Source organism: Microbacterium sp. F01 (assembly GCF_056156365.1).
Map to the genome: position 1 here is coordinate 1,994,864 of NZ_CM149592.1, position 12,851 is coordinate 2,007,714.

At 69.9% G+C, this 12,851-nt stretch carries 10 protein-coding genes; 3 read left to right on the plus strand and 7 right to left on the minus strand.

Going from position 1 to position 12,851, the window contains the following annotated elements; translation table 11 throughout:
• Positions 1-80 precede the first annotated feature (80 nt).
• The 4 genes from ACVN90_RS09100 to dut form a co-directional block, all read right to left on the minus strand.
• A complete protein-coding gene (locus ACVN90_RS09100) occupies positions 81-2,915 on the minus strand; it encodes an aconitate hydratase (protein ID WP_475101798.1) in 2,835 nt (944 codons plus the stop codon).
• 133 nt (positions 2,916-3,048) lie between these two features.
• Complete coding sequence (locus ACVN90_RS09105; RefSeq protein ID WP_475101799.1) at positions 3,049-3,864, minus strand: DUF3159 domain-containing protein; 816 nt, start codon at positions 3,862-3,864, stop codon at positions 3,049-3,051.
• Positions 3,861-4,460 carry a DUF3710 domain-containing protein gene (locus ACVN90_RS09110; protein ID WP_475101800.1) on the minus strand — a complete coding sequence of 200 codons (600 nt, stop codon included), beginning with the start codon at positions 4,458-4,460 and terminating at the stop codon, positions 3,861-3,863. Before ACVN90_RS09110 ends, ACVN90_RS09105 begins: the two co-directional genes overlap by 4 nt.
• Complete coding sequence (dut, locus tag ACVN90_RS09115; RefSeq protein WP_475101801.1) at positions 4,457-4,909, minus strand: dUTP diphosphatase; 453 nt, start codon at positions 4,907-4,909, stop codon at positions 4,457-4,459. Before dut ends, ACVN90_RS09110 begins: the two co-directional genes overlap by 4 nt.
• A gap of 12 nt (positions 4,910-4,921) precedes the next feature.
• Between dut and ACVN90_RS09120 the strand changes: the two genes are divergently transcribed.
• Complete coding sequence (locus tag ACVN90_RS09120) at positions 4,922-5,425, plus strand: DUF3093 domain-containing protein (protein ID WP_475101802.1); 504 nt, start codon at positions 4,922-4,924, stop codon at positions 5,423-5,425.
• Here the strand turns inward: ACVN90_RS09120 and ACVN90_RS09125 are convergent.
• Entirely contained in the window at positions 5,400-5,693 is a 294-nt protein-coding gene (locus tag ACVN90_RS09125; protein ID WP_045302586.1) for a DUF4193 domain-containing protein, read from the minus strand. The genes ACVN90_RS09120 and ACVN90_RS09125 overlap by 26 nt on opposite strands.
• A gap of 263 nt (positions 5,694-5,956) precedes the next feature.
• Between ACVN90_RS09125 and sepH the strand changes: the two genes are divergently transcribed.
• Entirely contained in the window at positions 5,957-7,000 is a 1,044-nt protein-coding gene (gene sepH, locus ACVN90_RS09130; RefSeq protein ID WP_475101803.1) for a septation protein SepH, read from the plus strand.
• A gap of 4 nt (positions 7,001-7,004) precedes the next feature.
• On the opposite strand, the gene ACVN90_RS09135 is transcribed toward sepH, so the two are convergent.
• Positions 7,005-8,126: an alkaline phosphatase family protein gene (locus ACVN90_RS09135; RefSeq protein ID WP_475101804.1), complete on the minus strand. Its 1,122-nt coding sequence runs from the start codon at positions 8,124-8,126 to the stop codon at positions 7,005-7,007.
• A gap of 68 nt (positions 8,127-8,194) precedes the next feature.
• Between ACVN90_RS09135 and ACVN90_RS09140 the strand changes: the two genes are divergently transcribed.
• Positions 8,195-10,654, plus strand: a complete 2,460-nt coding sequence (locus ACVN90_RS09140; RefSeq protein WP_475101805.1) for a DNA gyrase/topoisomerase IV subunit A — start codon at positions 8,195-8,197, stop codon at positions 10,652-10,654.
• A 53-nt stretch (positions 10,655-10,707) separates the two neighbouring features.
• On the opposite strand, the gene ACVN90_RS09145 is transcribed toward ACVN90_RS09140, so the two are convergent.
• On the minus strand, positions 10,708-12,789 hold the full coding sequence (locus ACVN90_RS09145) for a DNA gyrase/topoisomerase IV subunit B (protein ID WP_475101806.1): 2,082 nt from the start codon (positions 12,787-12,789) through the stop codon (positions 10,708-10,710).
• Between the last annotated feature and the right edge of the window lie 62 nt (positions 12,790-12,851).

Consider the following 12,851-nt stretch of genomic DNA (forward strand, 5'->3'; position numbering starts at 1 on the left):
CCCGGAAGGGCTCTGCAAGTCTACCCGGGGCATGAAGGGGGACCGGATGCCGCAGCATCCGGTCCCCCGTGAATCAGCTGTCAGACCAGCGAACGCAGCACGTACTGCAGGATGCCGCCGTTGCGGTAGTAGTCGGCCTCACCGGGCGTGTCGATGCGGACGACCGCGTCGAACTCGACTGTCTGCTTGCCCTCGGGCGAGAACTCGCTGGGCTCGGCCGTGACCTTGACGGTCTTCGGCGTGACACCCTCGTTGAGCTGCTCGAGACCCGAGATCGAGACGATCTCGGTGCCGTCGAGGCCGAGCGACTTCCAACTCTCGCCGGCCGGGAACTGCAGCGGGACGACGCCCATGCCGATGAGGTTCGAGCGGTGGATGCGCTCGAAGCTCTCGGTGATGACCGCCTTCACGCCCAGCAGGCTCGTGCCCTTCGCAGCCCAGTCGCGCGACGAGCCCGAGCCGTACTCCTTGCCGCCGAAGACGACGAGCGGCGTGCCCTGCGCCTGGTAGTTCTGGCTCGCGTCGTAGATGTACGACTGCGGACCGCCCTCCTGCGTGAAGTCGCGCGTGAAGCCGCCCTCGACGATCTGTCCGTCGTTGACCGCCGCGACCAGCTCGTTCTTGAGGCGGATGTTGGCGAAGGTGCCGCGGATCATGACCTCGTGGTTGCCACGGCGCGAGCCGTAGGAGTTGAAGTCCTTCTGCGCGACGCCGTGCTCGGTGAGGTACTGAGCGGCAGGCGTGCCGGCCTTGATGTTGCCGGCGGGCGAGATGTGGTCGGTGGTGACCGAGTCGCCGAGGGTCGCCATGACGCGCGCGCCGGAGATGTCGGTGACGGGGGTCAGGTCCATCTTCATGCCGTCGAAGTACGGCGCCTTGCGCACGTAGGTCGAGTCCTGGTCCCACTCGAAGACCGGACCGGTCGGGGTCGGCAGGTTCTTCCAGCGCTCATCGCCCTCGAAGACGGTCGCGTACTGAGTGATGAACTGCTCACGCGAGATCGACGTGTCGATGATCTGCTGGACCTCTTCGGGCGACGGCCAGATGTCCTTGAGGAACACGTCGTTGCCGTCGGTGTCCTTGCCGAGCGGGTCGGTCTCGAAGTCGAAGTTCATCGAGCCGGCCAGCGCGTACGCGACCACGAGGGGCGGCGAGGCGAGGTAGTTCATCTTCACGTCGGGGCTGATGCGGCCCTCGAAGTTGCGGTTGCCCGAGAGCACGGCGGTGACGGCGAGGTCGTTGTCGTTGATCGCGGCCGAGACCTCTTCGATGAGGGGTCCCGAGTTGCCGATGCAGATCGTGCAGCCGTAGCCGACCGTGAAGAAGTCGAGGCCCTCGAGCGCCTTGTCGAGTCCGGACTTCTCGTAGTAGTCGGTGACGACCTTCGAGCCGGGGCCGAGCGTCGTCTTGACCCACGGCTTGCGCTTGAGGCCCTTGTCGACGGCCTTCTTGGCGAGCAGGCCCGCCGCGATCATGACCGACGGGTTGGACGTGTTCGTGCACGACGTGATGGCCGCAAGCGTCACCGCGCCGTTGTCGAGGATGTAGGCCTCGCCGTCGGGCGTGGTGACCTTGACCGGCTTCGAGGCCGTCGCGGGCGCGCCGCTGTTGATGTGCACCGGGCGCGTCGTGGGCTCCTCCTCGCCGGGGACGGCGCCCGGGTCGGATGCCGGGAACGAGTGCTTCGACTCGAGGTCGACGATGTCGTCGCTCGTGGAGGCCGTCGCGTAGTTCACGATGTCCTTCTCGAACTGCGACTTCGCCTCCGACAGCAGGATGCGGTCCTGCGGGCGCTTCGGGCCGGCGATCGAGGGCACGACCGTGCCGAGGTCCAGCTCCATGTACTCGCTGAAGACGAGCTCGCGCGCCGGGTCGTGCCAGAGCGCCTGCTCCTTGGCGTACGCCTCGACGAGCGCAACCGCGTCCTCGTCGCGGCCGGTGAGGCGGAGATAGTCGAGCGTCACGTCGTCGATCGGGAACATCGCGGCGGTCGAGCCGAACTCGGGGCTCATGTTGCCGATGGTGGCGCGGTTCGCAAGCGGCACCGAGGCGACGCCCTCGCCGTAGAACTCGACGAACTTGCCGACGACGCCGTGCTTGCGCAGCATGTCGGTGATCGTGAGCACGACGTCGGTCGCGGTGACGCCGGCCGGGATCGAGCCGGTGAGCTTGAAGCCGACGACGCGCGGGATGAGCATCGATACGGGCTGGCCGAGCATCGCGGCCTCGGCCTCGATGCCGCCGACGCCCCAGCCGAGCACGCCGAGGCCGTTGACCATCGTGGTGTGCGAGTCGGTGCCCACGCACGTGTCGGGGTAGGCGCGGAGCACGCCGTTCACCTGGCGGTCGTAGATGACCTTCGCGAGGTGCTCGATGTTGACCTGGTGCACGATGCCGGTGCCCGGGGGGACGACCTTGAAGTCGTCGAACGCCGTCTGGCCCCAGCGGAGGAACTGGTACCGCTCGCCGTTGCGCTCGTACTCGATCTCGACGTTGCGCTCGAGGGCGTCCTCGCGGCCGAAGAGGTCGGCGATGACGGAGTGGTCGATCACCATCTCGGCGGGCGAGAGCGGGTTGATCTTGCTGGGGTCGCCGCCCAGCGCGGTGACGGCCTCGCGCATCGTGGCGAGGTCGACGATGCAGGGGACGCCGGTGAAGTCCTGCATCACGACGCGTGCCGGCGTGAACTGGATCTCGGTGTCGGGTTCGGCATCGGGGTTCCACGAGCCGAGCGCCTGGATCTGCTCCTTGGTGACGTTGGCGCCGTCCTCGGTGCGCAGCAGGTTCTCGAGCAGCACCTTGAGGCTGAACGGGAGCTTCTCGTAGCCCGCGACCGTGTCGATGCGGAAGATCTCGTAGTCGGTGCTGCCGACCGTCAGGGTGCTCTTCGCACCGAAGCTGTCAACCGTGGACACGTCTGTCTCCTTCGTCGGCGGCGGGATCGTGCCGGAGTCCGGCATCCCCATCTTCCCCCGCACCGAAGCCCTCGGCTAGTGAGGTCGACCTAACGGTTCGGAGGAAATTTATCTTGATGTCGAGATAAATGTATCACTTCGGCGCGCGCGGATAGAGCGCGCGCACGGCGAGCCATGTGACCGCCACCATGGGCGCGAACAGCGGCAGCCCCATGATCAGCTTCACGGTGCCGAGCGCTGCGACGTCGCCGGCGAAGTAGAGCGGCACCTGCACGAGCAGGCGGAGTGCGAACAGCCCCGCCCACGCGATCGACAGCCAGGAGAAGACGCGACGCTTGCGCTTGTCGGCGCGCCACGCCGTGCCCTCCCCCATCAGGAAGCCGACGGCCAGGCCGATGAGCGGCCACCCGACGAGCGCTGAGACGAGGAACGCGGTGCCATACAGCGTGTTGGTGAGGAAGCCCGGGATGAAGCTGTCCTCTCCCCTGCCGGTCCACAGCGACAGGCCCGCCGCCGCGGCCGCCGCGATCAGGCCGCCGATGGCGGCGCTCGCGGACTGCCGCTGGATGAGGCGGACGACGGTGAAGACGGCGGCGAGACCGACCGAGAGCCCGAGGCTCAGCAGAAGGTTGCCGGAGCGCACATCCGGGTCGGGGTTGTATGTCGCCGTCCACGCGACGAGGAACACGACGCCCGGAAGGACGGACTCGAGGATGCCGCGCCAGCCGCCCATCGCGGCCCACACGACGTGCCCCGTGCTCTTGCCTTCGGCCGGATCCAGTCCGGCGCGGCGCGCGGCGCCGCCCAGCGCGGCGCCGAGCACCTCGGAGGCCGAGGGCGCGGCATCCGTGGTCCCTCCCGCGTCGCCGGCGGGAGGGTTCGCGTCGCCGGCGGGAGGGTTCGCGGCGGGCCCGGCCGCCGCGTCATCGGGGCGCGAGGTGTCGCTCACGCCGAGCCCGGCGTGGCCGGCATCTTCAGCGGGATGAGGTCGCGGGGTGGCATCGGCGAGCCGCCGCGGACGACCACGATCGACCGGAAGAGGTCCTCGACGGACGCCGCCGCCTCGACATCGGCCGTCGCGGCGCCGCCGATGACGCCGCGCAGGAACCAGCGGGGTCCGTCGACACCGACGAAGCGCGCGAGACGCTTGCCGGCCGCGCCGTCGGGCCCGGCGATGACGGGGACCTCGGCGAGCAGTTCGGGGCCCAGCGGTCCCTCGCGCTCTTCGACGCGGCCGCCCTGCTGGCGGATCTGCTGGCGGATCTGCTCGCGCGTCTCCTCCCAGAGCCCGGCCGAGCGCGGCGCGGCGAACGGCTGAACCTGCAGGGTCGAGCCGGCGTAGTCGAGGCCGACGGCGACGATGCGCTTGGTCTGCTCCTCGACTTCGAGCCGCAGGTTCAGGCCCTCGCGGGGCAGGATCTTGATCCCCCCGAGGTCGATGTACGGGCGGACCGGGTTGGCCTCGGACTCGTCGAACGGGCCGGTGGTGGCGCGGTCGTCGGGTGCGACCTTGCGGGGGCCGTCGACGGATGAGGGGTCGGTCATGCGAGGACTCCGTCCTTCTGATAGCCCGTGGAGCCGAAGCCGCCCTCGCCGCGCACGCTGTCGGGCAGGGTTTCCACGGGGATGAACACGGCACGCGGGACCGGCATCACGATGAGCTGCGCGATGCGGTCGCCCACGGCGATGTCATGCGCCTGCACCCGATCGGTGTTCAGCAGGATCACCTTGATCTCGCCGCGGTAGCCGGCGTCGATGGTGCCCGGCGCGTTGACGACGGTGATCCCGTGCTTGGCGGCCAGGCCGCTGCGCGGCACCACGAACGCGACGTGTCCTGCGGGCAGTGCGATCCGCACGCCGGTGCCGACGAGGGCGCGCTCACCGGGTTCGAGGTGCACCGCCTCGGCGGCGACGAGGTCGGCTCCGGCGTCCCCGGGGTGCGCGTACACCGGGACGTCGGGGGCGATAATGGGGACGTCCACCGTTTCAGTCACCCAACGAGGGTAATGCAGAACTCAACGCCTCACGCCGGTGCCCGGACCGGCCGCGCCGACGGCTATCGCGAGCGGCTCGGCCCGTCACTGTGGATCCTGGTCGCGGCAGGGATGGCCGCGCCGATGGCGGCGCTCGTCGTCACGCCGATCGACACGACTGTCGCGCTCGTCGTGGGGGCCGTGGTCGGCATCCTGCTGATCGCGCTGCTGATCCTGGCGGCACCCGTCGTCGAGGTCCGGGACGGCGAGCTGCGGGCGGGACGCGCGCACATCGGCGTCGAGTTCCTCGGTGACGGAGAGGTGCACCTCGGAGAGGATGCGCGCCATGCGCGCGGCGCGGGACTCGACCCGCGTTCGTGGCATCTCATCCGGGGCGGGATCGACGGAGTCCTCGTGTTCGCCGTGACGGATGCCGATGATCCGACGACCGCGTGGGTCATCTCCTCGCGGACGCCGGACCGGCTGGCCGCCGCTGTGCGGCGGGCTCAGATCACGCGGCGCACTCAGTACAGATAGGGCCGTCGGCGGTCTCGTGATCGAGCTGCGAGCGGTGCTTCACCAGGAAGCAGTTCGAACAGGTGAACTCGTCCTCCTGTGCGGGGAGAACGACGACGTCGAGCTCGAGGTCCGACAGGTCGGCACCGGGCAGCTCGAAGCCCGACGGGTTGTCGGCGTCCTCCACATCGACCGAGCCCGAGAGCTTGTCGGGAACGCGCTCCTTGAGCGCCTCGATCGACTCGCTGTCGTCCTCGGTCTTGCGGGGGGCGTCGTAATCGGTGGCCATGCGTGAAGATCTCAACTTCCGGGTATTCGCGGTTGCGCTCGCCCTTGCGGGCGGCGATAGTTTGCACGACCATTCCTCTTTTCGCAAATGCGATCGGGCGCCGTCCTGACCGTGCGTTCGCGTGAAACTCGCGGCACGCGCGGGATATTCCCGGCCCTCGTGGTGCCCTATGACACGATGGGGCGGACAGGCGGGCTCTGAAGCCGTGAAGTCCGCCGGACCAGCGCAGCCAAGAGCCGGCACGAGAAGCAGGGAGCGTCCGCATGGAACAGCTCAAGGTCATCGGAACCGAGGACGACAAGCTCATCCTGGCGACGGAGTCCGGCGAGAGATTCACGCTCGACGTGGACGACGTGCTGCGCGGCGAGCTGCGCAAGGCGCGCCGTGACCGCGACGCCGACGTGCAGACCCCGCGCCCCAGCCCCCGCGAGATCCAGGCCCACATCCGCTCAGGTCTTTCCGCGCGCGAGGTGGCGGAGCTCCTCGGCGCCCGCGTGGAGGACATCGTGCGCTTCGAGGGCCCCGTCCTCGCCGAGCGCGAGCACATCGTGGGCCAGGCGCTGGCGGTTCCGGTGCTCCTCGGCGGCGACTTCGAGGGCGATGGGCAGACGACGTTCGGCTCGGCGGTGCGCGCCAAGCTCGCCGAGGCGGGCGCGATCGGCGAACGCTGGACCAGTTGGAAGGAGCCGACCGGCTGGACCGTCAAGCTGGAGTTCACCTCGAACGACATCGGCCACGACGCCCGCTGGGGGTTCGACCCGCGACGCAGCACCCTGTCGCCGTTGAACGCCGACGCCATCCAGCTCTCTCGTCAGGGGTCGCTTCCGGAGGGTCTGATCCCCCGGCTGCGGGCCCTCGACGCGGTCGCCCCGAAGGATGACTCCCGCTTCGACAGCGGGGCGTTCGGCCCGCGCCGCCTCCCGGACGCCGACATCGAGTCACCCGAGATCCCGGGCCCCGCAGCCCCCGCGGTCCAGGAGGCCGCCATCAAGCGCGCCAGCGAGCCCGCCGTGGTGACCTCGGCCGAGACCGCCGACCTGCTCGAAGCGCTGCGTCGTCGTCGTGGTCAGCGCGAGCCGCTCCCGGGTGCGGAAGAGGTGGCGTCGGCTCCCCGTTCGCCCGCGCCCGTCGCTCTCTTCGACGCGCTCGAGCCGGGCTACGACGAGTCGTCGTCCGACGACGAGCCACCCGCACCCGACTACCAGGCGCCGACTCCGGCCGCGGTCGCTGAGGCGGGGCGTCGCAAGGGACGCACGTCGATGCCGTCGTGGGACGAGATCGTCTTCGGCGCGCGCTCCGAAGACTGAGGCCTCAGGCTCCGGCGAACGCGCCGAGCCGGATGAGCGGTACGATCCGCTCCTCGTCGGTCAGCGAGCCGTGCTGCCCGATCATCTTCTGCGGTGCCTTGTCGGAGAGCCGGTCGTCGTAGTACGCGATGCCCGCGCGCGCCGCGACGATCACGTCGCCGATGCGCGCACCCACCTCGGAGTCGATCCGGCCCACCAGGCCCGATGCCTCGAGCTCGGCGCGGGAGAAGACCCACGAACGGGATGCCTCGGCCTCCCGCCACCGTGCGAGCACCACGTCCGCCGCACCCGGCTCCGCGTAAAGGTGGAGCATCCGCGGCTCGCCGCCGATGAGCCGGACGCCGTCCAGCAGGTCGTCGCCCGCCTCCAGGAGAAGATGGCGATGCCGCGGCACGTCGACCATGCCGTGGTCCGACGTCACCACCACGCCGGTACCGCGGTCGAGGGATGTCGAGAGTGTGCGGGCCGCAGCATCCACCCTCTCCAGCCCGGCGACCCATTCGTCGGACTCCCAGCCGCGCTTGTGACCGATCGCGTCGAGATCGGGGGCGTAGAGATAGGTGAGGGAACCCGGATGCTGCGCCGCAAGGTCGGCGGCGAGGCTCACGCGCTCGTCGAGGTCGTCGGCGCCGTGGAACTCGGCGTCGCCGAGGGTGGCCGCCGTGAAGCCGGTGCCCGCGTACTCGTTGCGCGAGACGGCGAAGAACGGCCGGCCGAGCGTCGCTGACAGCGGGGCAGCGCGCTGGAACTCCAGCGGCAGGCCGTCGGTGTCCCAGCCGCGGAGGAGATTGATCACGTCGTCGGTGCCGGGCACGCGGGCCCGATACCCGACGATGCCGTGCTCCCCCGGCAGCGTGCCGGTGAGAAGACTGGTCAGCGCCGCGGCGGTTGTCGACGGGAACACCGTGCGCGCGACGTCCTTCTTCGTCCGGGCCTCGCTGAGGAAGCGGGCGTGCCCGGCGCGGGCGGAGAGGTTGGCGACGCCGAGGCCGTCGAGCACCCAGACGATGGCGCTCCGTGCCGGGGCGAACCACTCCGAGTCGCCGTCCAGCGCCGCCGACATCTCGGTCACGACACGGGTGAGGCTCCGGGCGCGGGGCGGGTCCACGGGTAGGCTGAGGGTCATCGGGGCCAGTCTCGCACACGCGGCCGCGCCCCCTCGCTCCCCGCCGTCACCCGAGGCTTCATCGACACATGCCCGCTTCCCGCACCGATTCCTCCCCCGCCGACCACGGACGCATCGAGGACGTCGACGTCTCTTCGGAGATGCAGACATCGTTCCTCGAATACGCGTACTCGGTCATCTACTCGCGCGCACTGCCCGACGCGCGCGACGGGCTCAAGCCGGTGCAGCGGCGCATCCTGTTCCAGATGGCCGACATGGGGCTGCGGCCCGACCGCGGCCACGTCAAGAGCGCGCGCGTCGTCGGCGAGGTGATGGGAAAGCTGCACCCGCACGGCGACGCCCCCATCTACGATGCGCTGGTGCGGCTCGCGCAGCCCTTCTCGCTGCGCGTTCCGCTCGTCGACGGGCACGGCAACTTCGGGTCCCTCGACGACGGTCCCGCCGCGCCCCGCTACACCGAGGCCCGCCTCGCGCCGCCGGCGCTGGCGCTGACGGAGAACCTCGACGAGGACGTCGTCGACTTCATCCCCAACTACGATGGCCAGTTCCAGCAGCCCGAGGTGCTGCCCGCCGCCTTCCCCAACCTGCTCGTGAACGGCACGACCGGCATCGCGGTCGGCATGGCGACCAACATGGCGCCGCACAACCTCATCGAGGTCGTGGGCGCGGCGACCCATCTGCTCGAGAACCCCGAGGCGACGGTCGACGAGCTCATGGAGTTCGTGCCCGGTCCGGACCTTCCCGGCGGCGGCATCATCGTCGGTCTCGACGGCATCAAGGACGCCTACACGAACGGTCGCGGCAGCTTCCGCACGCGCGCGAAGGTGTCGATCGAATCGCTCGGCCCGCGCCGCACCGGCCTCATCGTCACCGAGCTGCCGTACCTCGTCGGCCCTGAGCGCGTGATCGAGAAGATCAAGGACGCCGTCAACGCGAAGAAGCTGCAGGGCATCGCCGACGTCACCGATCTGACCGACCGTCACCACGGCCTGCGACTGGTCATCGGCATCAAGACCGGCTTCGACCCGCAGGCGGTGCTCGACCACCTCTACCGGCTGACCCCGCTCGAGGACTCGTTCAGCATCAACAACGTCGCCCTCGTCGAGGGCCAGCCGCAGACCCTGGGTCTGCGCGAGCTCCTCCGCGTGTACCTCGACCACCGCATCAGCGTGGTCACGCGCCGGAGCCGCTACCGCCTGGAGCGTCGCAAGGAACGCCTGCACCTCGTCGAGGGCCTGCTCATCGCGATCCTCGACATCGACGAGGTCATCCAGGTCATCCGCACCTCCGACGACAGCGAGCAGGCGCGCACGCGCCTGATGAGCGTGTTTGATCTGTCTGAGGCGCAGTCCGAGTACATCCTCGAGCTGCGACTGCGTCGCCTCACGAAGTTCTCGCGCATCGAGCTCGAGACCGAGCGCGAAAACCTCAAGAAAGAGATCGCGCAGCTCGAGGAGCTGCTCGGCAGCGACGTGCTGCTGCGCGCGCAGGTGGCTCACGAATTGAATGCCGCCGCCGAGGCGTTCGGCACCCCGCGGCGCACGCTCCTCCTCAACGGCGGCCCCGTCCAGCCGCGCTCGCGAGCCGCCGCGGCGGCCGCCGACCTGCAGATCGCGGACGCGCCCTGCCGGGTCTTCCTCTCCGCCACCGGGCGCATGGTGCGCGCCGAGCTCGTGGCCGACGCGCCTGGCGGCGGCATCGTCGCACCCGCACGACGCTCCAAGCACGACGCCATCCGTTCGGCGGTGGACGCCACCACGCGCGGTGACGTCGGCGCTGTGACCAACCTCGGCCGCCTGGTGCGCTTCTCCCCCGTCGACCTGCCCTCGGTCCCCGGCAACTCGGTGCAGCTCGCAGCCGGCACCCGCGGCGACCAGTACCTGGGCCTCAGCAGTGGCGAGCACATCGTCGCGCTCGTGCCGCTGGCAGACGCCCCGCCGATCGCGATCGGCACGGCGCAGGGCATCGTCAAGCGCGTGGCCGCCAGCGAGATCGCGAACAAGCACGACATCGAGATCATCGCCCTGAAGGACGGCGACCGGGTCGTGGGTGCCGCGCCCGCCTCGGACGGCGCCGAGCTGGTGTTCGTCGCGAGCGACGCGCAGCTCCTGCGCTTCGACGCGTCGTCGGTGCGCCCTCAGGGCCGTTCGGCCGGGGGCATGGCCGGCATCCGTCTCACCGACGGCGCACAGGTCATCGCGTTCGACGTCGTCGGGCCGTCGGAGTTCGACGCCGTGGTGGTGACGATCGCCGGCTCGACGACGGCGCTCGCGGGCACCGACGCCGGCAGTGCCAAGGTGTCGCTGTTCAGCGAATTCCCCGCCAAGGGGCGCGCAACCGGCGGCGTCCGCGCCCAGCGCTTCCTGCGCGGCGAGGACGCGCTCACGATCGCCTGGGTGGGCACCGACCCTCGCGCCATCGGCTCCGACGGCGCGACCCGCGCGCTGCCCACCGCGGGTGCGAAGCGCGACGCGTCGGGGACGGCGCTCGACGGCGTCATCGGCGCCGTCGGCACCGGCATCCGCTGAGCCGTTCGCCGGCTCGTCTCACGCGTGACGGTGAGGCGAGCGGGCGGACCGACTCACGCGTCGATGCGCTCGCGCACCAGCCGGTCGCTGGAGTCGATGATGAATTCCTTGCGGGGCGCCACGTCGTTGCCCATGAGCAGTTCGAAGACGGATGCCGCGGCCTCGGCGTCCTGCATCCGCACGCGTCGGAGGGTGCGGCCACTGCGGTCCATGGTGGTCGTGGCCAACTGGTCCGCGTCCATCTCGCCGAGGCCCTTGTAGCGCTGAACGGGCTCCTGCCAGCGCTTGCCCGCCTTGGTGAGCTTCGTGAGGAGTCCGTGGAGCTCCGCCTCGGAGTACGTGTAGATCGTCTCGTTCGGCTTCGACCCCGGGTTCATCACGACCACGCGGTGCAGCGGCGGGACGGCGGCGTAGACGCGGCCCTCGTCGATCAGTGGCCGCATGTAGCGGAAGAACAGCGTCAGCAGCAGCGTGCGGATGTGGGCGCCGTCGACGTCGGCGTCGCTCATCAGGATGATCTTGCCGTAGCGCGCGGTGTCGAGGTCGAACGAGCGACCCGAGCCGGCGCCGATCACCTGGATGATCGCGGCGCACTCGGCGTTCGACAGCATGTCGCTGATCGACGCCTTCTGCACGTTGAGGATCTTGCCGCGGATCGGCAGCAGTGCCTGGAACTCGCTGTTGCGCGCCAGCTTGGCTGTTCCGAGCGCCGAGTCGCCCTCGACGATGAACAGCTCGGACTCGGCGACGTCGTTCGACCGGCAGTCGGCGAGCTTCGCCGGCAACGACGAGGACTCCAGCGCGTTCTTGCGGCGCTGCGTCTCTTTGTGCGTGCGCGCGGAGATGCGCGCCTTCATCTCGGAGACCACCTTGTCGAGCAGCAGCGACGTCTGCGCCTTGTCGTCGCGCTTCGGCGACGTGAACCGCGCGGTGAGCTCGCGGGTGAGGACGTTCGACACGATCTGGCGGACCGCCGGGGTGCCGAGGACCTCCTTGGTCTGGCCTTCGAACTGCGGCTCGGGAAGACGCACCGTCAGCACGGCCGTGAGCCCGGCGAGGATGTCGTCCTTCTCGAGCTTGTCGTTTCCGACCTTGAGGCGACGCGCGTTCTGCGCGACCTGATCGCGCAGCACCTTCATGAGGCCCTGCTCGAACCCCTGCTGGTGGGTGCCGCCCTTCGGCGTCGCGATGATGTTGACGAACGAGCGCGACACCGTCTCGTAGCCGGTGCCCCACCTGACCGCGATGTCGACGTGGCACTCGCGCTCGACCTCGGTCGGGACCATCGCTCCCGAGGGCTGCAGCACCGGGACGGTCTCGGTGAACTTCCCCTCTCCGCTCAGTCGCCACGTGTCGGTGACGCCCGAGTCGGGGGCGAGGAAGTCGGCGAACTCCGAGATGCCGCCGTCGAAGCGGTAGCTCGTCTCGACCGGCTCGCCCGACTCGGTGCCGGGGCGCTCGTCGCGGATGACGATCTCGAGGCCGGGGACCAGGAACGCGGTCTGGCGGGCGCGCTGTTCGAGCTCCTGCATGTTGAAGGCGGCGTCCTTCGTGAAGATCTGCCGGTCGGCCCAGTAGCGGATGCGCGTTCCTGTGACGCCCTTGGCGGCGCGGCCGGCGACGCGCAGCTCGCTGCGGTCCTCGAACGGCGTGAACGCCGAGTCGGGACTGCCGTTCGAGAAGATGCCGGGCTCGCCCCGGTGGAACGACATCGCCCAGGTCTTTCCGCCCCGGTCGACCTCGACGTCGAGGCGCTCCGAGAGCGCGTTGACGACGGATGCCCCGACGCCGTGCAGACCGCCCGATGCGGCGTAGGAGCCGCCGCCGAACTTGCCGCCGGCGTGGAGCTTGGTGAAGACGACCTCGACGCCCGACAGCCCCGTTCGCGGCTCGATGTCGACGGGGATGCCGCGGGCGCGGTCGCGCACCTCGACGCTGCCGTCGGCGTGGAGGACGATGTCGATTCTCGAGCCGTGGCCGGCGAGGGCCTCGTCGACGGAGTTGTCGATGATCTCCCACAGGCAGTGCATGAGGCCCCGCGAGTCGGTCGAGCCGATGTACATGCCGGGGCGCTTGCGGACCGCTTCGAGCCCTTCGAGCACCTGAAGATGATGGGCGGAGTACTCGGCGGTCACAATCTCCCATCGTAATCGGGGGACCCGACAGCCCCGCACAGACACGCTTCAAGGCCGAGGAG

Bases quoted from the DNA above. Each gene is read 5' to 3' on its own strand.
- ACVN90_RS09120 (WP_475101802.1), top strand. From the start codon at position 4,922: ATGCAGAACTCAACGCCTCACGCCGGTGCCCGGACCGGCCGCGCCGAC.
- ACVN90_RS09135 (WP_475101804.1), bottom strand. From the start codon at position 8,126: ATGACCCTCAGCCTACCCGTGGACCCGCCCCGCGCCCGGAGCCTCACC.
- ACVN90_RS09110 (WP_475101800.1), bottom strand. From the start codon at position 4,460: ATGACCGACCCCTCATCCGTCGACGGCCCCCGCAAGGTCGCACCCGAC.
- ACVN90_RS09125 (WP_045302586.1), bottom strand. From the start codon at position 5,693: ATGGCCACCGATTACGACGCCCCCCGCAAGACCGAGGACGACAGCGAG.
- sepH (WP_475101803.1), top strand. From the start codon at position 5,957: ATGGAACAGCTCAAGGTCATCGGAACCGAGGACGACAAGCTCATCCTG.
- ACVN90_RS09140 (WP_475101805.1), top strand. From the start codon at position 8,195: ATGCCCGCTTCCCGCACCGATTCCTCCCCCGCCGACCACGGACGCATC.